Annotated in this window: 21 protein-coding genes; 12 read left to right on the top strand and 9 right to left on the bottom strand. The window is 68.8% G+C overall.

The window, feature by feature from the left end; translation table 11 throughout:
- Positions 1-105 precede the first annotated feature (105 nt).
- On the bottom strand, positions 106-1,203 hold the full coding sequence (locus DCN14_RS33040) for a hypothetical protein (protein ID WP_205212622.1): 1,098 nt from the start codon (positions 1,201-1,203) through the stop codon (positions 106-108).
- 89 nt (positions 1,204-1,292) lie between these two features.
- Positions 1,293-2,630, bottom strand: coding sequence for a polyhydroxyalkanoate depolymerase (phaZ, locus tag DCN14_RS33045; RefSeq protein WP_096505963.1), 1,338 nt, complete (start codon positions 2,628-2,630; stop codon positions 1,293-1,295).
- A gap of 332 nt (positions 2,631-2,962) precedes the next feature.
- On the opposite strand from phaZ, the gene DCN14_RS33050 reads away from it, so the two are divergent.
- Positions 2,963-3,622: a glutathione S-transferase family protein gene (locus DCN14_RS33050; protein WP_096505965.1), complete on the top strand. Its 660-nt coding sequence runs from the start codon at positions 2,963-2,965 to the stop codon at positions 3,620-3,622.
- A 260-nt stretch (positions 3,623-3,882) separates the two neighbouring features.
- Complete coding sequence (locus DCN14_RS33060) at positions 3,883-4,971, top strand: sigma-54 dependent transcriptional regulator (RefSeq protein ID WP_096505969.1); 1,089 nt, start codon at positions 3,883-3,885, stop codon at positions 4,969-4,971.
- A 45-nt stretch (positions 4,972-5,016) separates the two neighbouring features.
- On the opposite strand, the gene DCN14_RS33065 is transcribed toward DCN14_RS33060, so the two are convergent.
- From DCN14_RS33065 to DCN14_RS33095, 7 genes are read right to left on the bottom strand one after another with little or no spacing between them, the layout of a single operon-like run.
- Positions 5,017-6,126 carry an LLM class flavin-dependent oxidoreductase gene (locus DCN14_RS33065; protein WP_096505971.1) on the bottom strand — a complete coding sequence of 370 codons (1,110 nt, stop codon included), beginning with the start codon at positions 6,124-6,126 and terminating at the stop codon, positions 5,017-5,019.
- Positions 6,123-6,851 carry an LLM class flavin-dependent oxidoreductase gene (locus tag DCN14_RS33070; RefSeq protein ID WP_096505973.1) on the bottom strand — a complete coding sequence of 243 codons (729 nt, stop codon included), beginning with the start codon at positions 6,849-6,851 and terminating at the stop codon, positions 6,123-6,125. Before DCN14_RS33070 ends, DCN14_RS33065 begins: the two co-directional genes overlap by 4 nt.
- Positions 6,848-7,903 carry an LLM class flavin-dependent oxidoreductase gene (locus DCN14_RS33075; protein ID WP_096505975.1) on the bottom strand — a complete coding sequence of 352 codons (1,056 nt, stop codon included), beginning with the start codon at positions 7,901-7,903 and terminating at the stop codon, positions 6,848-6,850. Before DCN14_RS33075 ends, DCN14_RS33070 begins: the two co-directional genes overlap by 4 nt.
- On the bottom strand, positions 7,900-8,922 hold the full coding sequence (locus DCN14_RS33080) for an LLM class flavin-dependent oxidoreductase (RefSeq protein WP_096505977.1): 1,023 nt from the start codon (positions 8,920-8,922) through the stop codon (positions 7,900-7,902). Before DCN14_RS33080 ends, DCN14_RS33075 begins: the two co-directional genes overlap by 4 nt.
- On the bottom strand, positions 8,919-10,292 hold the full coding sequence (locus DCN14_RS33085; protein WP_096505979.1) for an LLM class flavin-dependent oxidoreductase: 1,374 nt from the start codon (positions 10,290-10,292) through the stop codon (positions 8,919-8,921). Before DCN14_RS33085 ends, DCN14_RS33080 begins: the two co-directional genes overlap by 4 nt.
- A 13-nt stretch (positions 10,293-10,305) precedes the next feature.
- Positions 10,306-12,639, bottom strand: a complete 2,334-nt coding sequence (locus DCN14_RS33090) for a TonB-dependent receptor (RefSeq protein WP_096505981.1) — start codon at positions 12,637-12,639, stop codon at positions 10,306-10,308.
- 26 nt (positions 12,640-12,665) lie between these two features.
- Positions 12,666-13,016 carry a hypothetical protein gene (locus DCN14_RS33095; RefSeq protein ID WP_143331689.1) on the bottom strand — a complete coding sequence of 117 codons (351 nt, stop codon included), beginning with the start codon at positions 13,014-13,016 and terminating at the stop codon, positions 12,666-12,668.
- On the opposite strand from DCN14_RS33095, the gene DCN14_RS33100 reads away from it, so the two are divergent.
- From DCN14_RS33100 to DCN14_RS33145, 10 genes are all read left to right on the top strand, one after another.
- Positions 13,015-14,256 (top strand): SfnB family sulfur acquisition oxidoreductase, encoded by a 1,242-nt coding sequence (locus tag DCN14_RS33100; protein ID WP_096506107.1) that lies wholly within the window; start codon positions 13,015-13,017, stop codon positions 14,254-14,256. The two genes, DCN14_RS33095 and DCN14_RS33100, sit on opposite strands and share 2 nt — an antisense overlap.
- A complete protein-coding gene (locus DCN14_RS33105; RefSeq protein ID WP_240327491.1) occupies positions 14,256-15,884 on the top strand; it encodes an ABC transporter substrate-binding protein in 1,629 nt (542 codons plus the stop codon). Before DCN14_RS33100 ends, DCN14_RS33105 begins: the two co-directional genes overlap by 1 nt.
- Positions 15,885-15,888: 4 nt before the next feature.
- The gene (locus tag DCN14_RS33110; RefSeq protein WP_096505985.1) at positions 15,889-16,890 is read left to right on the top strand and encodes an ABC transporter permease; all 1,002 of its coding nucleotides are present in this window, start codon (positions 15,889-15,891) and stop codon (positions 16,888-16,890) included.
- Complete coding sequence (locus DCN14_RS33115; RefSeq protein ID WP_096505987.1) at positions 16,887-17,720, top strand: ABC transporter permease; 834 nt, start codon at positions 16,887-16,889, stop codon at positions 17,718-17,720. Before DCN14_RS33110 ends, DCN14_RS33115 begins: the two co-directional genes overlap by 4 nt.
- Entirely contained in the window at positions 17,717-19,405 is a 1,689-nt protein-coding gene (locus DCN14_RS33120; RefSeq protein WP_096505989.1) for an ABC transporter ATP-binding protein, read from the top strand. The genes DCN14_RS33115 and DCN14_RS33120 overlap by 4 nt, the downstream gene beginning before the upstream one ends.
- Complete coding sequence (locus DCN14_RS33125) at positions 19,402-20,286, top strand: alpha/beta hydrolase (protein WP_096505991.1); 885 nt, start codon at positions 19,402-19,404, stop codon at positions 20,284-20,286. Before DCN14_RS33120 ends, DCN14_RS33125 begins: the two co-directional genes overlap by 4 nt.
- A 67-nt stretch (positions 20,287-20,353) precedes the next feature.
- Positions 20,354-20,893, top strand: a complete 540-nt coding sequence (locus DCN14_RS33130; protein WP_096505993.1) for a GNAT family N-acetyltransferase — start codon at positions 20,354-20,356, stop codon at positions 20,891-20,893.
- 4 nt (positions 20,894-20,897) lie between these two features.
- Positions 20,898-22,454, top strand: coding sequence for an MFS transporter (locus DCN14_RS33135; RefSeq protein WP_096505995.1), 1,557 nt, complete (start codon positions 20,898-20,900; stop codon positions 22,452-22,454).
- 220 nt (positions 22,455-22,674) lie between these two features.
- Positions 22,675-23,232 (top strand): GNAT family N-acetyltransferase, encoded by a 558-nt coding sequence (locus DCN14_RS33140; RefSeq protein WP_172441910.1) that lies wholly within the window; start codon positions 22,675-22,677, stop codon positions 23,230-23,232.
- Positions 23,233-23,319: 87 nt separating this feature from the next.
- Complete coding sequence (locus tag DCN14_RS33145; RefSeq protein ID WP_162826287.1) at positions 23,320-24,204, top strand: ABC transporter substrate-binding protein; 885 nt, start codon at positions 23,320-23,322, stop codon at positions 24,202-24,204.
- The last annotated feature ends 47 nt before the right edge of the window (positions 24,205-24,251 follow it).

The following is a 24,251-nucleotide window of genomic DNA, read 5'->3' on the forward strand; positions in this document are numbered from 1 at the left end:
CTTCCCGTTGCCCGATGCCCCGTTGGGTCGGCATCTTCTCCACGGCGTCACGCAGGCCCGCTCCGTGGGCCATTCAACGCGTCCGCGCAGCGGGCGTGCCCGCACCTATTCGTAGAGATACCCGACCGGCCTGCCTTCGGTCCGCTGCGGGCGCACTTCGGTCCGGGCAATGATGTCCCCCGCCAGGCCGTCGATCTCGTCGCGCTGCGTCGGGGTCCAGCTGCGCAGGTTCTCGAAGTTCTTCAGCAGGCCGAGCCGGAGAATCTGCGTGTTCTCGCCCATCCCGACCAGCGCGATCGAATGCCGACCCGCCGTCACCCCATCGCCGGTCTGCAGTTCGAGCACCGTGCCGGCACGTTCCTTGAATTCGGCGGTGCCGCGAATGACGCGATAGATCACCACCTCGCCCTTCGCAAATGAAGCTGCGTCGACACCGCTCGCGATGCTCTTCGGCAGGAGCGACTGATCCGCGGGATCGGTCGCGAGGATGTGGCCGGTCACGAGCTGACCGCTCGGCGCCTCGATGCCCAGATCGCGCACATGGACAGCCCCGGCCGATTTGATCGAGCCGTCGGTCAACGGCCGGTAGAGCGCACTCAACTCGAGCGGATCCTGTAACCAGAAGTTCGCCCCTTCGGCACGGTCGTGCAATGGATGACTCCAGGCGATACGTGGCGTTTCGGCTTCGTTGATCTGCGCCGTCGGCACGATCGTCGGATTCGGGAAGGTCGTCGGATCGGTGATGAATGCCTCGAGAAATTTGGCCGAGCATCCCATCGACATCGCGTCGGGCACGACCGTCTGCGTGGTTTGCAGATTTTCTTCCGTGGACATGCCCGACCACGTGTAGAAGAGCTGCCGATGCACAATCGCGCTTTGCAAGATCACCGAGCCGGGGCCGACGTAGTGCAGCCGGCCGTCGTAGTCGAACGTAAAGACGCCCGACGTGACCAGCACGAACTGGAAGCCGCCCGGTGGCAGATGCAGGTGGAAATCGGTCGGCCCCGTGTTTTCCCGGTACACCGGCAGATTGGTCGCAACTTCGTGAAGCAGGAAGGCTTCGTTGTTCGCATGAAAGCCTTCGTTGGCACGGCTATAGAGTGCCTGCGGGCGGTAGGTCGCTTCGTACCTGGCTGCCTGGCGGCGATCGACGGCGACGAAATCGCGATGGTTGAGACGGATGGGGTGGCCGCCCGGATGCACGAGGCCCGGAGAGGACTGAAGAATATCGACGCGCTGATTCATCGCAACCCCCGTGACTCTATCGATTGAGAATGCCTGCCTGTAGGCCGCTACGCCGCTGCCTGCGCACGGGTGTGATGGGTGGCGCTTGTGTCGAGCAGCGCGCGCAAGGTCACCCGATTGCCGTGCCCGGCCTCGCCTGGAGACGCCATGCACCGGGCGCGCGGTTCGTGGTCGTGGATGGTCGAACGCACGAGCGGATAGATATGCGAGTTCCAGCGGCGGCCGTTGAATACGCCGTAATGGCCCACGCCGGTCTGCACATGATGCGTCTTCATGTAAGGACGCAAGCCCGAGCAGAGTTCCTGGGCAACCACGGTCTGGCCGACCGAGCAGATGTCGTCCTTTTCGCCTTCGACCGTGAGCAGCGCGGTACGCCGTATCGCATGCGGCTCCACGCAGCGGTCGCCGATCTTGAGCTTGCCGAGCGGCAACGCATATTCCTGGAACACCGCGCTGACGGTCTCGAGATAGAACTCGGCGGTCAGATCGGTCGTGGCGAAGTATTCCTGGTAGAACGTGCGGATCGCATCGGCCTTGGCAGGGTCGCCCTTGGCGCGCTCGAATCGCATCTCGTCGAACGAAGCGATATGGCGCGACATGTTCATCGACATGAAGGCGCCGATTTGCATGAACCCCGGATAGACACGGCGCTGCGCGCCCGCAAAACCGCTGGGCACGACGCCCACGAGATTGTTCTCGAACCATTCGATCGGCTTGCTGTTGGCGAGGTCATTGACCTTGGTGGGATTCACGCGGCAATCGATCGGGCCGGCCATCAGCGTCATGGTCGCGGGTTGCGCCGGGTCGTCGTCGGCTGCCATCAATGACACGGCCGCGAGCGCCGCGACGGTCGGCTGACATATGGCCACCAGATGCGAATCGGGGCCGATCCGGCGAATGAACGACATCAGATGCTCGACGTACTCGCTGAGGCCGAAGCGGCCCGCGGCCAGCGGAATATCCCGGGGATTGTGCCAATCGGTGATATAGACGTCGTGATCGGCGAGCATGGTCAGCAAGGTGCCGCGCAGCAACGTTGCAAAATGCCCCGACATCGGCGCGACGAGCAGCACGCGCGGCTGCGCGACTGCCGTGTCCTTGCGGAAATGCAGCAGCGAGCCGAACGGCGTGCGCTTGACGACTTCCTCGGTGACCGGCGTGCGCACGCCATCCACGTCCACCCAATCGATATCGAAGGGCGGCCGGCTATGCGTGAGTCCCGTGAGTTCGATCGACTCCCACCAGGCATCCAGAAAGCGCGCGTCGAGTCCGAACGCCAGCATGGGCCAGGTATTCGCCGCATAACGCGCCAGGGAGGCAGCGGTACGCCAGGGGCGCATCCAGTCCGCGGCGGCCTGATAGGCCGGATAGGCAAGCAAATTCATGGGCGCGGCTCCGATCGGGGTGGACGCCTCCACAAACACGCAAACAGCGTACCAGGTGCGCGCCTGGCATGACGCTTGCGCGTCGCAGGGGGGCACCGCGACGCGCGGCACGCGCACGCGCCGTGTGCCGCGCGAACCCGGCATTTCGACAGCGCAGCGGTTGAGCACCGCAACAGGGCGCATCGTTCCGCGCGCTGCAAAATCGTGCGAAACGCCATGATTCGTGGTGCGCACTTCAGGACACGCACTTCGCTGGTGCGCGTCCGAATGCTTGTCTTTCGGGGTTCGCGCAATTCGTAATGGATCGCCGCGCCACTTTTCAGGAGCCGCGCATGAGCCAGACACTCGTCACTATGACCATCAGCAGTCGAAATTATTCGTCGTGGTCCATGCGCGGATGGCTGCTGGCCAAACTCGCCGGACTCGAATTTGACACGGTGGTCGTGCCGCTCGACGATGCCACCGCGCGCGCCGAATTACTCCTGCTTTCGCCATCGATTCTCGTGCCCTGCCTTCGTCACGACGGCAATGAAGTCTGGGACACGCTGGCCATCTGCGAATATCTGAACGAGATTCGGCCGGATGCGCATCTGTTGCCTGCCGATCCCAAGGCCCGCGCGCATTGCCGTTCGGTCTGCGGAGAAATGCATTCGGGCTTCAGCGCCCTGCGCTCCGCGTTGCCGATGAATCTGCGCGGACATTTCCCCGATTTCCGGCTCTGGTCGCGTGCGCAGTACGACATCGAACGCATCGTGGCCATCTGGCGCGACTGCCTGAAAAAATACGGCGGCCTCTGGCTGTTCGGCGAAATCGGCGCGGCCGATGCGATGTATGCGCCTGTGGTCACGCGCTTGCTGACCTATGACGTGCCGATCGATCCGGATATCGCCGAATACTGCATGCGCGTGCTCAAGCAACCTTACGTGGCCGAATGGATCGCGGCGGCAAAGACCGAGACCGAAGAGATCGACGAGCTGGATATGGAATTCTGAGTGCCATGCGGGCTTCGGCGTCGCGGGTCAAGGCCGCTGCCGACGATCTGCTGCTCGATGAACCGGGCGAGCGGCGGTCGGCGGTTTCCGGTCGCGCCGGACACTATGCCGTTGCCCGGCGCGACCCGCGCGGGATTCGTTATTCGCGCGCGGCAACGAAGCATCACAGCAATCGGTATTTTGCGTGCGGCCGAGGTTGACTAAGATCAAACCCTCGGGCGGATGCCAGTATCGTCAACCGGTCCGCCCGTGCCCGGACCATGGACAACCGCACAGATTCCCCTCCGCTCATTGCGCTGCCGGAAAGCGAGCATCGCCCTCTTTCGGTGCGCGCGAAGGCGCTCGTGTTTGCCGATCCCGCGTCGCGGGCCGTACTGCGCTTCGTCGAGCAGATCGGGCCTAGCGTCGCGCCCGCGCTGATTCTCGGCGAGACGGGCACCGGCAAGGAGCTGGTCGCGCGCCATATCCACCATGTCAGCGGGCGCGCCGGCGCGTTCATCGCGGTCAACTGCGGCGCGATCAGCCAGCAGCTCGCGGAGAGCGAACTGTTCGGCCACGAGGCCGGTGCGTTCACCGGCGCGCAGGGGCGTCGCGCCGGCTATTTCGAGGAAGCGCACGGCGGCACGATCTTTCTCGACGAAATCGGCGATCTTGCGCCGCCGCTGCAGGCGAAGCTGCTGCGCGTGCTGCAGGAAGGCGAGGTGACGCGCGTGGGCGCGACGCGCGCGCGGCCGGTCGACGTCCGCGTCGTCGCGGCAACCAACGTCGATCTCGAGCAGGCCGTGCTGGCCGGCAATTTCCGGATGGACCTGTTCTACCGGATCAATCTCGCCCGCGTGCGGCTGCCGCCGCTGCGCGAGCGGCCGCAAGACATCCTGCCGCTCGCCGAGCATTTCCGCGGGCGCTATTGCGCGCAGCTGAAGCGGCCGCAGCCGATGCTGTCCGAGGGCACGGTCCAGGCGCTGCACGCGTATCCGTGGCCCGGCAATATCCGCGAGCTGGAAAACGTCATGCATCTCGCGCTGCTCGTGTCGAACGGCAACCTGATTCGCCCGGAGCACCTGAAGTTCTCCGAGGCGCTCGCCGGCTATGCGCGAGCCGACGCCGCCGCGACGACGCTGCCGCAGGACGACATCCGCGCGGGCGTGCGCCGCCTGTTTCGCGCGCCCGGCGAAAGCCTGCTGCGCGACATCGAGGAACTGGTCGTCTGCGAGGCGTTCGAGCATTGCCGGTTCAGCCAGGTGCGCACGGCCGCGCTGCTCGGTGTCACGCGCAACACGATGCGGACATTGCTCGCGCGCCACGGGCTGCTCAGCGATCCGCGCCCGGAATCCGCGTTCGACGACTGACCTGCCGCGGGGATCGGCGGCGTTGCCCGCTCGCCGACCGGCACGTCACGGCAGGCTGGCGCCTGCCAGCAGCGTGCGCACGCGCGGCAATACGTGTTCGCCCACGCGCGCGGCTTCCTCCAGGTTCGGGTAGGACGACAGCAGGAAGGTTTCGATGCCGAGCGTCCGGTATTCGTGGACGCGCGCGGCGACCTGGTCGTAGCTGCCGACGATCGCGGTGCCCGCGCCGCCGCGAATCAGGCCGACGCCGGCCCACAGGTTGGGATACACCTCCAGCTCGCGCAACGAGCGCAGTGCGCTGCGGCTCAGCGCCGTCTGACGCTGCTGTCCGACCGATTCGTACGTGGCGAGCTTGCGCTGTGCGTCGACATAGGTCTGGTCGGAAATCTCGCTCAGCAACTCGTCGGCGCGCGCCCACGCGGCGCGTTCGGTCGGGCGGGCGATCACGTGCACGCGCAGCCCGAAGCGGATCCGGCGGCCATGCATCGCCGTCAGTGCGCGCAGTCGCGCGACGCGCTCGCGCACGGCGTCGGGTGGCTCGCCCCATAGCAGGTACGTATCGGCCTGGCTCGCGGCTACCTGCTCGGCGAGCGTCGACGCGCCGCCGAGATAAATCGCGGGCGGGTTCGCGAGCGGCACGCCGGCGTGCGCGGGGTTCAGCATGTAGTAATGCCCGGCGACCGAATGGCCGGCGCCTTGCCACAGGCGCCGCAGGACCCGCAGGTACTCGGACGTGCGCTGGTAGCGCGCGTCGTGCTCGAGAAAATCGCCGAGCGCGCGCTGCTCGTAAGCGCTCGACCCGTTCACCGCGAACAGGCGCAGGCGGGCGCCGCTCATGCGCTGCAGGGTGGCCGCCTTGCGCGCGATCTGTTCGGGCTGCTCGAGTCCTGGCCGGAACGTCACGATCAACGCGATGCGCTGCGTTGCGCGCGCGAGCTGCGCGCTGACGAGCCACGGATCCTCGAAGCCCGCGGCCATCGGCAGCAGCAGGCTGTCGAAGCCGGCGGTCTCGGCCGCCCGGGCGACGCCGCGCAGGTATTCGGGCGTGGCCGGCCGATAGTCCTGCAGGAAGGTCGGCGGGCGGGGCAGGCCGCTGTTGGCGAGATGCGGACCGTCGCCGTTGGTCGGCAGGAACCACGCGAAGTCGACGCTCATGCGCCGCCTCGCCGGCGGTTGGCCCGATGCGCGACGCGTGCGCGGCGCACGTCGTCGAGCCCGACCGTGCGCCGGAGCAGCGCGCCGGCCGGCGGCGGCGCGAGGCCGCGCGCACGATACGCGTGTGCGACGGCCGCCGCCAGCGGCGGCGCGCTGGCGGGCACCAGCAACCCGTCGCACCACGGCGCCGCGAACGCGATCTCGCGCCGCTCCGTGACCGACCAGTAGACGGGCGGCCGCTGCGATGCGAGATCCGGCAAACGGGCGTGCTCGGCGCGATAGTAGGTGCCGCGATACTGCAGGGCGGAGTCGGCAGCCCACAGCGCGCGCAGCACCGACAGGAATTCGGCGCTGCGCGCGAGCCGCTGGTCGCGGTTCAGATGCATGGCCCGGTCGGTCGCGCCGATGTCCGGCGCGTCGGCTTCGCACGCGAGCAGCGCGCGCCCGCGGCTCAACGACTGCAGGCTTTGCGCGAGATGCGCGGCTGCGACGGGCAGCATCGCGCCGGCCTGAAGCGTCACCATCACGCGCAGCGCCGGCAGCGCATCGACCAGCGCTGCGGCCGCCATCCACGGATCGGGGCCGGCGGAATGCGCGGGCAGCAGCACGGCGTCGCAGCCGGCCGACATGCCGGCCTCGGCGATCGCGATCCAGTCGGCGGCCGGGTCGGGGCGCGTGTCGTCGCAGCGGGTGTCGAGCCGCAGCAGCAGACGCGGCGCGTTCATGCGGCGGCGTGGGCCGGCCGCCAGCCGAGCGCCGGCGCAATCGTTTCCGCAAGCGTGCGCAGCCGCGCCAGCGCGTCGTCGAGCGACGTGCTTTCCGATTGCACGACCGGCAGAAAATAATCGGCGAACGGGAACAGCGCCGGGTCGCCGCGCAGGCTGTCGATCACGTCGTCCGGATGCCCGTAATGCACGTTCAGCAGCCGCAGGATCTGCTCGGGATCGGTCACGTCGGGATGGCCGCTCGCCGCGAGCCACGGGATATGCCGCACGACGTCGGGCGCAAGCGCGGCGAGCGCGGCGCGCCGGTCGCGCGCGGGAAATACCGCGCGCACCACGCCGATGCGCGGCGCCGGCGCGTCGGCGTGCGCGCGTTCGCGCCACGCGTCGAGATAGGCGCGCGCGAGCGGCAATTGCACGGTTCGCGGATCGTGCACGGCGGTCCCGAGCAGCAGGCCATTGCCGTGCCGTGCCGCGAACCGCGCGCCGTCAGGCGACGCATGCGAATGCCACAGGCGGGTGCGTACGCCCGGCGCCGCCGGCTGCAGGACGAGCGGTGGCGCATCGGCGGCGGCGCGCGCGAGCGGGTGGCCCGCGAGCGCATCCTGCAGGCGTTCGAGCGCGGCCGCGAAGCGCGCCTGACGCGTGTCGACGTCGAGCCCGAACGCGGCGAACGCATCGAGATTCGCGCCGCCGCTGCCCAGGCCGAGTTGCAGGCGCCCGCCGGCCAGCGAGTCGAGTACCGCCGCATCTTCGGCGAGCCGCAGCGGGTCCTCGAGCGACAGCGTGACGATTCCCGTGCCGAGTTCGATGCGGCGTGTGCGTTGCGCGACGGCGGCCAGCAGCACGAGCGGCGACGGCAGCCGGCCGTATTCCGCGCGGAAATGGTGCTGCGCGACGAATCCGCCGTCGAAGCCGAGCTGTTCGGCCGCGACGAACAGCGTGTCGAGATCCGCGTAGACGCGGCGCGCGTCGCCGCTACCGTGGACGTGCGTGAGGAAGCCGAGCTTGAACGGCCGGCGTCCGGCCGGTGCGGGAGAGGACGATTGAGTCATGTCGGGATCGGATCGGAGGTGAGCGAAGCGGCTTCGGCGCCGGCGGCGGCCGGCGTCCAGCCGAGCGCCGGCGCGATCTCGCGGGCGACGGCTTCGAGCCGCCGCAGCGCGTCGCGATGCGAGGTGCCCGCCGTCTGCACCTGCACGACCAGTTCGGTCGCGTCGGCCAGCGCGGGATCGGTCTGTAGCGCGGCCGCGATGTCGGCGGGCGTGCCGCGTAGCACACCGAAGCGATCGAGCAGCGCGGGGAGGTCGGCTGGCGCGGGCGCCGGTGCGCCGCCGGCCGCGGCAAGCCGCGCGGCGTACCGCAGGATGTTGGGACCGAGCGCGGCTTCGACGCTGGCCGCGTCCGCGCCCGGCACGACCGCCCGCACGAGCGCGACACGAGGCGCGCCCGGATGGGCCCATGCGCGGCGATAGCGCGCCGTGAGCGTGGCTTCGCCGTCCTGTTCCGGACGCGTGCGCGCGACGATCAGCCCGTGACCGTTGCGCGCGACCGCCTCGGCATCGCCGGTCGCTTGCCAGAGACGCGCGGCCAGCGTGGGCGCGGGCGGTTGCAGCGTCGCCCCGGCGGGGCCGACCGGCGCGCCATCCAGCGCCCGGCGCAACGCCGCGAGCGCATCGGCCTGCAACGCCGCGCGCGCACCGAAATCGCGGCCGAACGCGGCGAACACGTCCGCCTCGAAGCCGGCGCCGACACCGAGCTGAAGGCGGCCACCCGCGAGCGCGTCGAGCACGGCCGCATCCTCCGCGACGCGCAACGCCGATTCGAGCGGCAGCACGATCACGCCGGTGCCGAGCGCGATGCGCCGCGTGCGGCGCGCGGCGGCGGCCAGCAGCACGAGCGGCGACGGCAGCCGGCCCGTTTCGCTGCCGAAATGGTGCTGCGCCACCCAGGCGCTGTCGAAGCCGAGCGCTTCCGCCGCTTCAATCAGCGCAAGCGTGTCGTGCAGCACGCGCGGCGACGAATCGGGTGCATAGACGCGCGTCAGCACGCCGAGACGGAACGGGCGCGTCATGCGGCACCTCCGCCGACCGGTGCGACCGTATCGCCGCGCAGCGACGACGGGCGCCGAAAGAAGGGCGGGCGCGGCAGGCCGAGTTGATCGCGCAGCGTCGGGCCTTCGTACTCGGTGCGGAACAGCCGGCGGCGCTGCAGTTCGGGCACGACGAGATCGACGAAGTCGTCGAGACCGCCGGGCACCCACGCGAACGCGACGTTGAACCCGTCGGCGCCATACGACAGGAACCATTCCTCGAAGCGGTCGGCGATGGTTTTCGGCGTGCCGGTGACGACGCCGGCGCTGGCAAAGCGCTCGTAGAGCTGGCGGATCGTCAGGTTCTCGCGGCGCGCGAGATCGACGATCAGCTGCTGCCGGCTCTTGCTGCGATTGCTCGGCGGCAGATCGGGCAACGGTCCGTCCAGCGGATAGCCGGACAGGTCGAAGTCACCCGCGTTGTCGGCGAGCAGCCGCAGCCCGAGCACCGGATCGATCAGGTCCTGCAACGCACGCAGCTTGTCGCGCGCCTCGGCCTCGGTCGCGCCGACGATCGGCATCACGCCGGGCAGGATCTTCAGGTGCTCCGGCCGGCGGCCGTAACGCGCGACGCGGCCCTTGACGTCCGCATAGAACGCCTGCGCGTCGTCGAGCCGGTGCTGCGCCGTGAAGATCACCTCCGCGCAGCGTGCCGCGAGTTCGCGGCCGGCTTCCGACGAGCCGGCCTGCACGAGCACCGGATGGCCCTGCGGCGCGCGCGCGACGTTCAGCGGACCGCGCACGCTGAAGTGCGGCCCGCGATGATCGAGCACGTGCAGCTTGCGGTGATCGAAATGCAGGCCGGCGGCCTTGTCCTCGATGAACGCGTCGTCTTCCCAGCTGTCCCAGAGCCCCGCCACGACGCGCTGGAACTCGTCGGCGCGCGCGTAGCGATCGGCGTGCGCGAGGTGCGGCGTCGCGCCGAAGTTCGCCGCTTCGTCGGGCACGACCGACGTGACGAGATTCCACCCCGCGCGGCCGCCGCTCAGGTGGTCGAGCGACGCGAACTTGCGGGCGATGTGGTAAGGCGCGTTGTAGGTCGTCGTCGCGGTCGCGATCAGGCCGATGCGGTGCGTGACGGCCGCCAGCGCGGCGAGCAGCGTGAGCGGCTCGAACGTATCGGCGCGCGCGCTGCGGCGCAGCGAGTCGACGTGGCTGCCCTGCGTCGCGACCACGTCCGCGACGAACAGCGCATCGAGCTTGCCGCGCTCGGCCGTCTGCGCCATCCGGCGGAAATGCGCGAAGTCGCGGTTGCCGTTCGGCTGCGCGAGCGGATGGCGCCAGCCGACGACATGGCTGCCGCCGCCGTTCAGCATCGCGTTGAGTTTCAGGGTGTCGGTGCGGCGCGTCATCCGGCGAGCCTCCTCAGTACGTGTAGGTCACGCGCACGCCGACGGTGCGCGGCTGCCCCGCGGCGGCGACGTTCGTGCCGGGCAGGAAGAAGTTCTTCGTCAGGTCGTACTGGCGGTTGAACAGGTTGCGCGCCCACAGCGCGACGTCCCAATGCCGGTCGGGCGACGTGACGGTCAGGCTCGCGTTGACGAGCCAGTAACTGTCGACCGTGTAGTCCGGGCCGAGCAGCAGCAATTGCGAATACGCGTCGCGGTAGCTGTAGTTCGTCTCCGCGCGCAGCCGGTAGCCGCCCGCGAGCCAGCTGTACGCGACCTGTCCGCCATAGCTCAGGCGCGGGAAGCTGAGCGCGGTGCCGTTGTAGTCGGTGAACACGTTGTGGCCGCTGGCCGCCGACGCCTGCGTGTTGTACGTGACGAACGGCGACGTGTACTTGCCGCTCTTGTAGCCCACGTACTGCGAAATCTCGAGCCCGCGCACCGGCTGCCATTTCAGGTCGGTCTCGAAGCCGTCGATGCGCGATTTCGGCGCATTCACGAACGTGCCGATCAGCGATTGGGAGTTCGGGTCGAAGGTGGCCGACAGCACCTGCTGGTCGCGGTAGTCGTAATGGAACGCCGATACGTTCCAGCGCAGCGAGCGCGTGAGGTCGCTCTTGAAGCCCACTTCGTACGCGGTCAGCGATTCGGGCTTGAACGGCGCGAGCGCATTCGAATTGCCGGTGTTGTGCGCGGTGAACCCGCCCGACTTGTAGCCGCGGCTCACGGTCGTATACAGCATCGTCGCAGGCGCGAGGTCGAACTCGAGTCCGACCTTGCCGGATGTGCCGTTGGACGTCAGCGACTGGTTCGCATCGCCGCCCTGGAAGCCCGCGAACGGCGTGAACGACGGCGTCAGCATGCCCGACGCGAAGCCGCGCAGCTCGCGCTTCTCGTGTTCCTGGCGCACGCCGACGATGCCGCGCAGGCGTTTCGTGATGTCGTAGGTCGCCTGGCCGTAGACGCCGAGCGTATCGACCGACTGCCGGTAGCGCGTCAGCGCGATGAAGCCGAGCCGGTCGCTGAAGTCGGAATAGAACTTCTCGTCGAGATCGTCGTGCGAGTAGAACAGGCCGGTGACCCAGCGCAGCCGCGTGTCGCCGCGCGACGACGCGCGCAGTTCCTGCGTGACTTCGTTGACGGTGTCGTCGAAGTACTCGTCGGAGTCGTGGTATTGCGTCGCGTCCCAGTCCGAATATTCGCGGCGGTGCAGGTAGTTGTACGCGGTAATGCTCTTCAGTTCGACCGGGCCGAGATTCCACGTCGCGGTCAGGTCCACGCCGCCGTTCACGTTGTTCCGTCCCGGCTTCGCGTCGGTCGACAGGCCCGTCACGCGCGAAAACGCGGGGCTCACGCCCCAGCCGGTCTTCGTGTGATCGGCATCGGCCGGGATCACCTCGCCGGTCTTGGCCGACGTGTACGGCGTAAACAGGTAGAGCCCCGTGTTGTCGGACTTGTCGAAACCGCCGTGCGCGCCGACATGCAGCTTGAAGTCGCGCGTGACGTCCCAGTCGAGCTGCCCGCGCGCGGCGGCGCTGTCGTGGTTGCCGAGCGTCTGGTTGGTCGCGCGGTCGTTCTGCCACGCGCCGAAGTCCTGCGTCGTGAACGCGAAGCGGCCGCGCACGCGGTCGCTCAGCGGTCCCGACACATAGCCCTCGGTCGTCAGCAGGTTGTGCGAGCCGTATTCGACGCTCGCGCCGGCCTCGAAGTCGCGGGTCGGCTGGTTCGTGATGAAGTTCACCGTGCCGCCCGTCGTGTTGCGGCCGTACAGCGTGCCCTGCGGGCCGCGCAGCACCTCGACGCGCGCGATGTCGAACAGTTGCCCCTGGGTCTGGATCGGCAGCGCGTACGCGACGTCGTCCACGTTGATGCCGACCGTCGATGCGTTGTTCGACGTGTAGTCGTTGAAGCCGACCCCGCGAATCCGGAACTGCGGCTGGCCGCCGCCGAACGCGGGCTCCACCTCGACGCTCGCGGTCGCGTGCTGCAAGTCGTTGACGGTCCCGACGTTCAGCGTCTTCAGGTCGCTGCCCGAGAGAACCGACACCGACGTGCCGACGCGCTGGGCGGATTGCCGCCGCCGCTGGGCCGTGACGATGACGTCCTTGAGCTGGGCTTCCGCGACCGGCGCGCCGGCGTTCGCCTGCGCCGCGCCGGACGGCGGGGTGGCCGACGCGGCCGGCGCAGCCGCGGACGCCGACGCGGCGACCGGTGCCGCGCTCGCGGCCGGCTGTTGCTGCGCATGCAGCGCCGGCGCGGCGGCCAGTAGTGCCGACGCGCCGATGGTGGCGCTCAACATCGTGTATTTCATCCGTATATCCCCAAAGCGAAGCGTTGTTATGCGTGTGGTCCGGCGCGGCGCCGCGCATCCGGTCGATGGCGCCGCGGATCGGCAGTGCGTGAGCCGGTGCTTCGCAACAGGCGTGCCAATGGGCGCCCGGGCCCGCCCCGCAACGGTTTGCGCCGAATGCGGCGGCCGAATGAGCCGGGGCGCGTGCACGCGTAGCAGTCGTTTTGCTGGAAATACAGCAGCGTCGTCGCGCGGCGCGCGGTGTGCTGCTTTTGCTCCATCTCGCTGGAAATCCAGCACGCCGCGCGCGGCGTCATGGGCGCACAGGCCGGCAGGACGGCGATGGCATGGTGCTTGCTCTCGACGGAGGCCATGCATCTGTCCACGAGGATCTTCATGAACGCTTTCACGTCCGCCGACACGTCCGCCCGCGCGTCGTCCCCGCTTTCCTCCCGGCCGCCCGCGAGCCGCATCGCCGACGACGCGCATGCGCTCGAAATCGCGCGCCGTCTCGCCGACGAACTGTCGCGCGACGCGGCGCTGCGCGACCGCGAGCGCCGCCTGCCGTTCGCGGAGCTCGACCTGTTCTCGGGCAGCGGGCTGTGGGGCATCACGGTGCCGCGCGCGTTCGGCGGCGCGGATGTGTCGCTGGCGACGCTCGGCGAGGTGGTGCGGACAATCGCGCAGGCGGATCCGTCGATCGGCCAGTTGCCGAAGAATCACTTCCATGCGCTCGACGTGATCCGGCTGACCGGCAACGACGCACAACGCCGCAAGTTCTTCGATCTCGTGCTCGACGGTGCACGGATCGGCCATGCGGCGTCCGAGCGCGGCACGAAGAACGCGCTCGAGATCGGCACGCGGCTCTCGCGGCGCGGCGGGCGGCTCGTGCTCGACGGCCAGAAGTTCTATTCGACGGGCGCGCTGTTTGCCGACTGGATCGCGGTGCTCGCGCTCGACGACGACGGCCGCTACGTGCAGGCGCTGGTCGAGCGCGACCGGCCGGGGCTCGAGATCGTCGACGACTGGAGCGGCTTCGGGCAGCGCACGACGGCGAGCGGCACGCTGACGCTGTCGGGTGTCGAGGTCGACGAGCAGGACGTGGTGTCGATCCAGGCCGCGTTCGAGCGGCCGACCCTCGCCGGGCCCGTGTCGCAATACCTGCACGCGAACATCGACGTCGGCATCGCGCGCGCGGCGCTGGCCGACACGCTCGAGTTCGTGCGCACGCGCAGCCGGCCGTGGGCCGACAGCGGCATCGCGCGCGCGTCGGACGATCCGTACGTGATCCGCGACGTCGCGGACGTGCAGATTCGCCTGCTCGCGACCGAAGCGCTGCTCGAACGCGCGGCCGCGACGCTCGACGCGCTGCCGGTCGAACTCGACGATGCGCAGGTGGCGCACGCTTCGGTGCAGGTCGCGGCCGCGAAAGTGCTGAGCACCGAGCTGGCGATCCTCGCGACCAACAAGCTGTTCGAACTGTCGGGCACGCGCTCGGTGCTGAGCGAATACAACCTCGATCGCCACTGGCGCAATGCGCGCACCCACACGCTGCACGACCCGGTGCGCTGGAAATATCACGCGATCGGCAACTACGTGCTCAACCACGTCAATCCGCCGCGCCACGGCTATCTGTGATGAACGACACGCTTTCGCATCTTTCGCCGGTCGCGCCGAAGGACCCGGCGCGGCGCCGCTATGCGCTCGCCGCCGCCTGGGTGGCTGCCGGATTCGGCGGCGCGGCCCGCGCTTTCGCGGCGGACGCCGCCGCGGCGCCGGTGCGCGGCGGCACGCTGTCGCTGTTCGCGCAGCCGGAGCCGCCGTCGCTCGTCAACGCGCTGACGCCGCACGTCGCGTCGCAATACGTCGGCGGCAAGATCTTTCAGGGGCTGCTCGGCTTCGACCCGCAACTGCGCGTGGTGCCGGTGCTCGCGCGCAGCTGGCATGCGTCGGCCGACGGGCTGAACTACACGTTCGAGCTGCAGCCGGGCGTGCGCTGGCACGACGGGCAGCCGTTCGGCGCGCGCGACGTGGTCGTCACGCTGAGCGAAATCGCGCCGCAGGCGCTGCCGCGCACGAAGGTGACGTTCGACAAGTACGTCGCGTCGATCGAGGCGAGCGGCCCGCTGCAGGTGACGATCCGCCTGAAGAAGCCGTATGCGGGGCTGATCAACCTGCTCGGCAGCGGGCTGCTGCCGATCCTGCCGGCGCACCTGTACCAGGGCAAGGACCCGCGGAACAATCCGGCGAACCAGCATCCGGTCGGCACCGGGCCGTTCGTGTTCGGCGAATGGAAACGCGGCGCGTATATCCGCCTCGCGCGCAACCCGGATTACTGGAAAAAGGGCTTGCCGCATCTCGACGGGATCGTATTCAACATCGTGCCCGATGCGGCGGCGCGCTCGATCGCATTCGAACGCGGACAGATCCATGCGCTGCGCGCGGGCGACGTCGACTACTCGGACATCGCGCGGCTCGCGAAGCTGCCGGGCGTCGCCCTCACGACGCAGGGCTGGGAACTGTTCACGGGGATGGCCTTTCTCGAGCTGAACCAGCGCAAGCCGCCGTTCGACAACGTGCTCGTGCGGCAGGCGGTGCTGCATGCGCTCGATCGCCAGTTCATCGTCGACCGGATCTTCTTCGGCTACGGCAAGGTCGCGAACGGGCCGTTCGTGTCGTCGTCGCCGTTCTACGATCCGAACGTGCCGCGCTTCGCGTACGACCCGGAGCGGGCGCGCGCGCTGATCCGGCAATCGGGTGTCGACGTCGGCCGGTTTCCGCTCGTGCTGATCAACGGCGAGAAGGGCGGTGCGTGGGAGCGCGTCGCCGAATACACGCAGCAGGCGCTCGGCCAGGCCGGCTTCCGGCTGCGCGTGCAGACGACCGATGCGGCCGGCTGGTATGCGCGCGTCGCGAACTGGGATTTCGACCTGAGCTACAACTTCCTGTTCCAGAACGCGGATCCGGATTTCGGCGTCGCGCCGCTGTACCGGATCGACGGCATCTCGAAGGGTTCGCCGTTCGGCAACGTCGAGGGCTACCGCAACCCGAAGGCCGACGCGCTGTGGGACGCGGCTGCGCTCGACACCGATCCGGCCGCGCGCCGCGCGCGCTATGCGCAGCTCCAGACCCTGCTCGCGAACGACGCGGCGATCGCCAACATCTTCGAGATGGTCAACCCGACGGTGTACCGGCGCAACGTCCACAACCTGCTGCGCACGGCCACCAGCGTGAACGACAGCCTCGAGGACACATGGATCGGATGATGCGATGAACATGGCGCTGCGCTTGACGTCGACGGTGCTCCGGGGCCTTGCGGTCGTGCTCGGCGTGCTGGTCGTCAACTTCTTCCTGGTCCGGCTCGCGCCGGGAGACCCCGCGCTCATGCTCGCCGGCGACGCGGGCTCGGGCGACGCCGCGTACGTCGAGCGGCTGCGCGCGCAGCTCGGGTTGAGCCGGCCGCTCGTCACGCAGTTCGCGCTGTATCTGCGCGATCTCGCGCACGTCGATTTCGGCTTCTCGTACCGCAACCAGCTGCCGGTGCTGCAGCTCGTCGCCGAGCGTCTGCCCGCGACGCTGCTGCTGATGGCCGCGGCGTTCGTCGTGTCCGTCGTCGCCGGCGTGACGGCGGGCGCGGTGGCCGCGTACGGCGAGTCGCGCGGCGGCGCGTGGGCGCGCCGCGTGGCGCGCGCGATCGGCGCGCTGGCGGTGATCGTCTATGCGACGCCGCTGTTCTGGCTGTCGCTGATGAGCGTGATCGCATTTTCGGTGGTGCTCGGCTGGCTGCCGTCCTTCGGCATGGAGAGCGTCGGCGCCGGCTATACGGGGTGGCGTCACGCGCTCGACGTGGCCGCGCACCTGGTGCTGCCGGCCGCGACGCTCGGGCTCGTGTACGGCGCGATCTACGTGCAGCTCACGCGCGCCGCGATGCTGGAAGTGATCGAACGCGAATTCGTGCGAACCGCACGGGCGAAAGGCGCGTCCGAGCCGCGCGTCATGATCCGCCACGTGCTGCGCAATGCGCTGTTGCCGGTCGTCACGCTCGGCGGGCTGCAGCTCGGGCAGCTCGCGGGCGGCGCGCTCGTCACCGAGATCGTGTTCGCGTGGCCGGGGCTCGGCGGGCTGATGTACGACGCGCTGCTGCAACGCGACTATCCGGTGCTGCTCGGGCTGCTGGCCGTGGTCGCGGCGCTCGTGGTGATGTTCAATGCGTTGACGGATCTGCTGTACGGCATCGTCGATCCGCGCGTCGCCGGGCGGGAGGTGCGATGACGGGGCGCTTCCTGCGGGGTTTCGCGCGCACGCCCGGCGCCGCCGCCGGTTCGCTTTTTCTCGTGGGCGTCGCGCTCGTGGCGCTCACCGCGCCCGTATGGCTGCCGTCGCCGTGGCGCATGGCGGCCGAGCCGTTGCTGCGGCCGCTGCTGCACGCCGGCCACCCGCTCGGCACCGACATGCTCGGGCGCGACGTGCTGGTGGGACTGCTGTGGAGCGCGCGCGTGTCGCTGTTCGTGGGGCTCGCGGCGACCGCCGCGACCTTCGCGCTCGGCGTGTCGGTCGGCGCGCTCGCGGGCTGGTGCGGCGGCTGGGTCGACAGGGCGCTGATGGCGCTCACGACGCTGTTCCAGACCGTGCCGCAATTCGCGGTCGCCGTCACGATCGCGGCGGTGCTCGGCGCGTCGCTCGAATCGACGATCGTCGCGATCGCCGCCGTGTCGTGGCCGGCGATCGCGCGGCTCGTGCGCGGCGAGTTCATCGGGCTGGCGCGCCGGGAGTTCGTGCTGGCGGCGCGGCTCGCCGGCGAGTCGCCGGCCGCGCTCGTGTGGCGTCAGATCCTGCCGCACGTGTGGCCGCCGCTCGCCGTGCTGGCCGCGCTGATGGTCGCAACCGCGATCCTCACCGAGTCGGCGCTGTCGTTTCTCGGGCTCGGCGATCCGTCCCAGATGAGCTGGGGTTTCATGATCGGCGCGGCGCGCAACGTGATGCGCGACGCGTGGTGGCTGAGCATCTGGCCGGGGCTCGCGATCGTCGTCACCGCGCTCGCGATCAATCGCGTCGGCGAAGGGTTGCGCCACGCATCGGCGATTGCGGAGCGGGTGCGATGAGCGGCGTGCCGCTGCTGTCGATCGAGGGGCTCACGCTAGCGTTGCCGGCCGGCGCCGAGCGTCGCGACGCGGTGCGCGACGTGTCGCTGACGATCGCGCCCGGCGAGGTGCTGTGCGTGGTCGGCGCGTCCGGGTCGGGCAAGTCGCTGCTCGCGGCCGCGATCGCCGGCCTGCTGCCGCGCGGCGTGCGGCACGCGGGCGGACGCATCGCGCTGCGCGGCCGGGACCTCGCGCATTGCAGCGACGCCGAGTGGCGTGCGGTTCGCGGGCGCGACGTGTCGATGATCTTCCAGGAGCCGCTCGCCGCGCTGAATCCGCTGATGACGGTCGGCGCGCAGGTCGACGAGGTGCTGCGTGTCCATCGCGTGTCGGGCGGGCATCGCGAGAGGGCGGCGCGCGTGACGGCGCTGTTGCGCGACGTCGGCCTGCCGGAGCCGGATCGGCTGCGCCATGCGTATCCCGACGCGCTGTCGGGCGGCCAGCGCCAGCGTGTGCTGATCGCGATGGCGCTGGCGCTCGAACCGGCTTTACTGATCGCGGACGAACCGACCACCGCGCTCGATGTCACCACGCAGGCGCGCATTCTGGCGCTGCTCGAGCAAGCGGCCCGTACGAAGCGGTCCGGCGTGCTGCTGATCACGCACGACTTCGGCGTGGTTGCGCGCGTCGCCGATCGCGTCGTGGTGCTGCGCGATGGCGAACAGGTCGAGAGCGGCCGCGCGGCCGATGTGCTGCGCGCGCCGCGTCATCCCTATACGCGCGCGCTGCTCGATGCCGTGCCGCAGGGCCGCGTCGAGCAGCGCGTCGTCATCCGCAGCGGCGTGCCGCTGCTGGCGGTGCAGGGTCTGCATAAGCGCCACGCGCCGCGTCGCGCATGGCCGTTCCTGCGGGCCCGCGGCCGGGGCGGCGTCGATGCGCTGATCGACGTCGGCTTCACGCTGCATGCCGGCGAGACGCTCGGCATCGTCGGCGAATCGGGTTCCGGGAAGTCGACGCTCGCGCGCGCACTGGTGCGGCTCGCGCGGGTGGATGCGGGCCGCATCGTGTTGCATGGCGAGCACGATTTCGCGCGCCTGCCCGAACGGGCGCTGCGGCCGCTGCGCCGCGACATCCAGATGGTGTTCCAGGATCCGTATGCGTCATTGAACGCACGTCAGACGATCGCGCAGATCGTCGCGACCGGTCCGATCGCGCAGGGTGTCGACCGGGCGGCCGCGTATCGGCTCGCGGCCGACCTGCTTGCGCAGGTCGGGTTGCCGATGGATGCGCTCGACCGGTATCCGCACGCATTCTCCGGCGGGCAGCGGCAACGCATCGGCCTGGCGCGAGCGCTCGCGCTCGACCCGTCGATCCTCGTGGCCGACGAAATGGTGTCGGGGCTCGACGTGTCGGTGCAGGCACAGGTGCTCGAACTGCTCGCGTCGGTGCAGCGGAAGCGCGCGATGGCGATCGTATTCATCACGCACGACCTGCGCGTGGCCGCGCAGATCTGCGACCGGATCGCGGTGATGCGGGCAGGGCGCATCGTCGAACTGGGCGATACCGCGCAGGTGTTCGGCGCGGCGCGCCATCCGTACACGCGCGCGTTGCTTGACGCGATGCCGGTGTTGCCGGCGCGCGTGCCTGCGGCCGGGACGCAGGATGCGGCACGGCGCGCTCATCGAATCAACGAGGAACAATCATGACGCACGTTTCGAACGTCGCGGCCGCCAAGTCGGCCGTCGTGGCCGGCGTGCCGGTCGAGGTGCGCGCGGGGCGCACGCTGAGCGTCGCGCATCGCGCGGCGCCGCCGGATTCGCCGCATGCGGACACCGTGCTGTTCTTCGCGCACGGCGGCGGCGGCAACAAGAACCAGTGGCGCGATCAGTGGCGAACGTTCGCCGATGCGGGCTACGGGCTCGTGGCATGGGATTTTCTCGGCCACGGCGACAGTCCGCGGCCATCTGCGGGCAGCGGCGCATACCACGGCGGCGAGACGCTGCGCGATTATCTCGCGCTGTTCGACCGCTTCAAGGGCACGCACAACGTGCTCGTCGCCCATTCGCTCGGCACGGGCAGCACGCTTGAACTGCTCGCGCGGCTGGCGGCCCTCGGGCGGCTGCGCGAAGCGAGCGGCGCGCTGCTGCTCGGCACGCAACTCGCGCGCCCCGTGGCGCGGCCGCCGGCGCTGCCGGGCTGGCTGCTCGAATGGATCAAGCCCGTGTTCGCACGGCGCTTCCGGCGGCTCGCGTGGCATCCGCAGGCCGATCGGGCGCTCGTCGCGTACGAATCGCGCATCGCGCGCCGCAACCGGATGACGACGTTTCAGGCCGTGGTGCGCGATGCGCCATGGCCCGATTCGACTCGTCTGTCGGCGCTCGACTTGCCGGTCGCCGTGCTGGCCGGCGACACCGACGGCCTGACGCCGCCCGCCGGCGGACGCGCGCTCGCCGATGCGTTGCCGAATGCGTCGTTCGACGTGCTGCCTGCCTGCGGCCATCAACTGATGCTCGAGCGGCCGGATGCGGTCAGTGCCGCATTGCGTGCCCTGCTCGATCGCACCGTTCATGCGGCGCCCGTGCGATGAGCGCCCACCGAAGCACCATCAAACAGCCGGCCCGGCATCCGGGCGACGGTTCGTGAGGAGGCAGTCGATGTCCGAAGCCGGATCTTCGCTGGATCAGCGTGATCATTTTGTCTACGTGTCCGCCACGGACCCGCTCACCCGGCCGCTCTTCGACGAGCTGGCGCACGAGTACAGCAGCCGCTACGCGGCCTATATTCCCGAAGAGGAACTCGGCAGGGAACTGGTGCGCTATCCGGTCGAAGCGTTTGCGCCGCCTCAAGGCGCGTTCCTGCTGCTGCTGAGGGACGGGCGGGCCATCGCCGGCGGCGTCTTCATGCGTCATCACACCCCGGCCACGGCGGAGTTCAAGCGTATCTGGGTCAGTCGCGCGCATCGCCGTCAGGGGCTCGCGCGGCGCGTGCTGGTCGAGCTCGAGGCGCAGGCTGCCCGGCAAGGCTATACGCGCGTCCATCTGGGAACCGGGCCGCGGCAACCCGAAGCGGTGGGCCTTTACCGGTCCTCCGGCTATACGCTGCTGTCGTCGCACGATTTCGGCGAGGACGCGCCGCCCGGCGTCCTGTTCGAGAAATATCTGTTGCCGGTTCGGCGCGCCGGCAGCCCGGATTGAATCGATGATTCGCGACGAGACGCCCGCGCCCGTGCACGATGATCTCGAGAAACCGGTCGTCCTGGGCCGGCCTTCGGGCCTGGACGGAGGGCGGGTGCGCCGGCGCGATGCCCACGGCCGTTCGAGTGACGCGAGCGCGAGCACCAGTGCCAGTGCCAGTGCGGACATCGTGCTGGGCATCTGCGTCGCGATGGGCTTCACCACGCTCCTCGATCAGGCGATTTTCACGCTGGCGGTGCCGACGCTCAGGAGCGAACTGCATGCGTCGACCGCCGAAATACAGCTGATCACGTCGGTCTATTCCATTGCGTTCGGCATCGCGCTCGTCCCGGCAGGCCGGCTTGGCGACGTGATCGGGCGCCGCCTGCTGTTTCTGGTCGGGCTTGCGATGTTTTCAGGTTTCAGCGTGCTGGGCGGGCTGGCGGATGATGCGCGCACGGTGATCGTCGCGCGCGTGCTGCAAGGGCTCGGCGCGGGGATGATCAATACGCAGATATTCGGCTTGATCCAGGATCTGTTCAACGGCGCGGCGCAAGCCAGGGCGCTGGGGCGATACGCGTCGGCAGGCGGTTTGTCGGGGCTCGTCGGCCCGATTCTCGGCGGGCTGATTCTTGCATCGGTTTCGCCGGATCTCGGCTGGCGGCTGCTGTTCCTCGTCAATGCTCCATTCGGCATGGTCGTGTTCTATCTGGCGCTTCGGCATCTGCCGCGCCACCGGTTGTCGGATGCCCGGTTTTCGATCGATCTGGTCGGCTTGATCCTGCTCTCGGTGGTCACGCTCGCGCTCATGCTCGCCACGTTGGTCGGAAGCGCCGGACTGCCGCCGCGACGCGTCTGTCTCGCGGTTTCGATTGCCGGGCTGCTGATGTTTCTTGCCTGGGAGAGGGCATATCAGCGCCGCGGCGGAACGCCGATTCTGTCCCGCGCCCTTGTCGGTTCGAGCGGATATGTCTTCGGCACGCTCGTTGCCATGTGCCAGTTTGCAGCGGGCGTGACGCTCGGGATGGTCAGTGCATTGTTCTTTCTCGACGGCCTGCATCTCGATCCGCTGCTTTTTGCCGCGCTGTCGATTCCCGCCGCGCTGGCGTCGATCGCATCGAGCATGTGGAGCTGGCGATTCGTCGGGCGCTTCGGCCGCGCCGGGACGGTGTGCGCCATCGCGTGCTATGCGCTCGCGGTCGCCGCGCAAGGTCTGGCGACCGAATACTTCGAGGTTCGCTGGATCGTGTTCGCGTATCCCGCGATCGTCTTGCTGCAGGGGTTCGCCGGCGGCCTGATCCATGCACCGAACCAGGCCATGACACTCGCGGAGATCGGCCCGGACGGAGGGCGCGGGCTGGCCGCGGGGTTTCTGCAGTTGTCGCAGCGGCTCGCTTGCTCGATCGGCATGTCGTGGGGAACCGGCGTATTCCTGGTGCAGGCATCGTCTTCGGCCGGGTTGACGGCATACCGAAGTGCGTTCGTCGAAGTGTTGACGCCGATCCTGCTGTTGGTGGCCGGCGCGTTTGCGGCGGCATGTGCCGACTGGATGAGCAAGCATTGTCGGCGTCCGACGGCGTGACTTGCATGGCGGATCGTGTTTTGCCGTGCGGTCTCGGTTTTACGATACGTCATCCTGATTATGTGTATCCGTGTGCATAACGATTTCGAAAATGCTTGGTTTGCGCGTGAATGGTTAACGCGCAATATGGTGCGACGCGATACGCAGCAATCGACGTGTCGAACGAATCAACCGACCCTGGCAAATCAGAGGCAGATGACTCGAAGCATCTGGCGTATCCGTGACTGACGAAGTAATCGACACATCCCCGCTCGACCCGCTCGCGCTACCCATGTTCGACGAGTTGTCGGTCGAATATTCCACGCGCTACCAGGACTTCCGCCCGGTGTCCGCGGAAGTCGTGCGTGACGAACTCCTTACGTATCCGGCGGCGCTGTTTGCGCCACCCGACGGCGCTTTCGTCCTGATTCGACGAGGTGACGAAGTCGTGGGCGGCGGGGCATTTCAACGCTACGACGAAACGACGGCCGAACTCAAGCGCATCTGGGCGCATTCCGGTGTTCGTCGGCAAGGCGTCGCGCGTCGCGTGGTGGCCGAGCTCGAATCCCGTGCGTTGACGCAGGGATACCGGCGGGTTTATCTCACGACCGGATTTCGTCAACCGGAGGCGGCGGCGCTCTATCTCGGCGCCGGCTATGAACCGCTATACGATCCGGCGATCGCACCGGAAGTGCATTGGCGGCTGCCTTTTGGAAAGGATCTGCTCGAGCCGGGCCGTATCGATCATCTACAGGATCTGAAGCCGGACGGGCCGTTAGGCCGGCCGTTCGGCGCATGACGCATGAACACTTTCACGGGATACGAAAAAATGAATCGTCGTCGCGGAATCGGCCTGGCATTGTCCGGTGCGTTTGCCGTTGTGGTCATGGGCATTGCCGGCGCCGCGCAGTCGGCGACGTCGTTCAACCTGAGTCCCGATCAGCATGATCGCCCGCGCGTCACGCCGGACGCGGCGGCGATCAAATTGATCCCGGAGAACTTCGGCTTCGCCGAAAAGGGCGTGTTGACCGTCGGAATCGCCGTGGCATTTCCGCCGATCAGTGCCTACGCGACGGATGCGAAAACGATCGTCGGCGCCGATCCGGATCTCGCCCAACTGGTTGCGGACGAACTCGGCCTGAAGCTCAAGCTCGTGCCGCTCGCATGGGCGGACTGGCCGCTCGCCGTGGCGTCCGGCAAGGTGGATGCGGTGTTGTCGAACGTGACCGTGACCGAGGCACGCAAGCAGAAGTTCGACTTCTCGACCTATCGCCGTGACGTGCTGGGTTTCTACGTCGCGCAGAACAGCGCCATCAAGCAGATTCGCGAGCCCCGGGATATCGCCGGGCTGCGCGTCATCGGCGATTCCGGAACCAATCAGGAAAAGATACTGCTGGCCTGGGACAAGGAAAACGTCGCACATGGGCTGAAGCCGATTCACGTGCTGTATTACGAGGACCCGTCGGTGCGGACGCTGGCGCTCGTATCGGGCCGCGCCGACGCGATTTTCAGCGTCAATGCCGCGCTGGTTTACCAGGCGAGTCAGGGTGTGAAGATCAGGCAGGTCGGCACGGTCAGCGGCGGGTGGCCTCGCACTGCCGAGGTTGCCGTCACCACGCGCAAGGGCGGCGGGCTGGCCGCGCCCATTACCTATGCGATCAACGACCTGATCCGGAACGGCAAGTATCTTCAGGTGCTGGGCCGCTGGAATCTCGACAGCGAGGCGATCACGAAGGCCTCGACGAATCCTCCGGGGCTGCCCGATCTCTGATCGGGTGTCGAGCGGCCGACACGCGGCCGCCACCCGGAAACAGCTTG

Source organism: Burkholderia sp. IDO3 (assembly GCF_003366075.1).
Lineage (GTDB): Bacteria > Pseudomonadota > Gammaproteobacteria > Burkholderiales > Burkholderiaceae > Burkholderia > Burkholderia anthina.

Bases quoted from the DNA above. Each gene is read 5' to 3' on its own strand.
- phaZ (WP_096505963.1), bottom strand. From the start codon at position 2,630: ATGAATTTGCTTGCCTATCCGGCCTATCAGGCCGCCGCGGACTGGATG.
- DCN14_RS33050 (WP_096505965.1), top strand. From the start codon at position 2,963: ATGAGCCAGACACTCGTCACTATGACCATCAGCAGTCGAAATTATTCG.
- DCN14_RS33060 (WP_096505969.1), top strand. From the start codon at position 3,883: ATGGACAACCGCACAGATTCCCCTCCGCTCATTGCGCTGCCGGAAAGC.
- DCN14_RS33065 (WP_096505971.1), bottom strand. From the start codon at position 6,126: ATGAGCGTCGACTTCGCGTGGTTCCTGCCGACCAACGGCGACGGTCCG.
- DCN14_RS33070 (WP_096505973.1), bottom strand. From the start codon at position 6,851: ATGAACGCGCCGCGTCTGCTGCTGCGGCTCGACACCCGCTGCGACGAC.
- DCN14_RS33075 (WP_096505975.1), bottom strand. From the start codon at position 7,903: ATGACTCAATCGTCCTCTCCCGCACCGGCCGGACGCCGGCCGTTCAAG.
- DCN14_RS33080 (WP_096505977.1), bottom strand. From the start codon at position 8,922: ATGACGCGCCCGTTCCGTCTCGGCGTGCTGACGCGCGTCTATGCACCC.
- DCN14_RS33085 (WP_096505979.1), bottom strand. From the start codon at position 10,292: ATGACGCGCCGCACCGACACCCTGAAACTCAACGCGATGCTGAACGGC.
- DCN14_RS33090 (WP_096505981.1), bottom strand. From the start codon at position 12,639: ATGAAATACACGATGTTGAGCGCCACCATCGGCGCGTCGGCACTACTG.
- DCN14_RS33100 (WP_096506107.1), top strand. From the start codon at position 13,015: ATGAACGCTTTCACGTCCGCCGACACGTCCGCCCGCGCGTCGTCCCCG.
- DCN14_RS33095 (WP_143331689.1), bottom strand. From the start codon at position 13,016: ATGAAGATCCTCGTGGACAGATGCATGGCCTCCGTCGAGAGCAAGCAC.
- DCN14_RS33105 (WP_240327491.1), top strand. From the start codon at position 14,256: ATGAACGACACGCTTTCGCATCTTTCGCCGGTCGCGCCGAAGGACCCG.
- DCN14_RS33110 (WP_096505985.1), top strand. From the start codon at position 15,889: ATGAACATGGCGCTGCGCTTGACGTCGACGGTGCTCCGGGGCCTTGCG.
- DCN14_RS33115 (WP_096505987.1), top strand. From the start codon at position 16,887: ATGACGGGGCGCTTCCTGCGGGGTTTCGCGCGCACGCCCGGCGCCGCC.
- DCN14_RS33120 (WP_096505989.1), top strand. From the start codon at position 17,717: ATGAGCGGCGTGCCGCTGCTGTCGATCGAGGGGCTCACGCTAGCGTTG.
- DCN14_RS33125 (WP_096505991.1), top strand. From the start codon at position 19,402: ATGACGCACGTTTCGAACGTCGCGGCCGCCAAGTCGGCCGTCGTGGCC.
- DCN14_RS33130 (WP_096505993.1), top strand. From the start codon at position 20,354: ATGTCCGAAGCCGGATCTTCGCTGGATCAGCGTGATCATTTTGTCTAC.
- DCN14_RS33135 (WP_096505995.1), top strand. From the start codon at position 20,898: ATGATTCGCGACGAGACGCCCGCGCCCGTGCACGATGATCTCGAGAAA.
- DCN14_RS33145 (WP_162826287.1), top strand. From the start codon at position 23,320: ATGGGCATTGCCGGCGCCGCGCAGTCGGCGACGTCGTTCAACCTGAGT.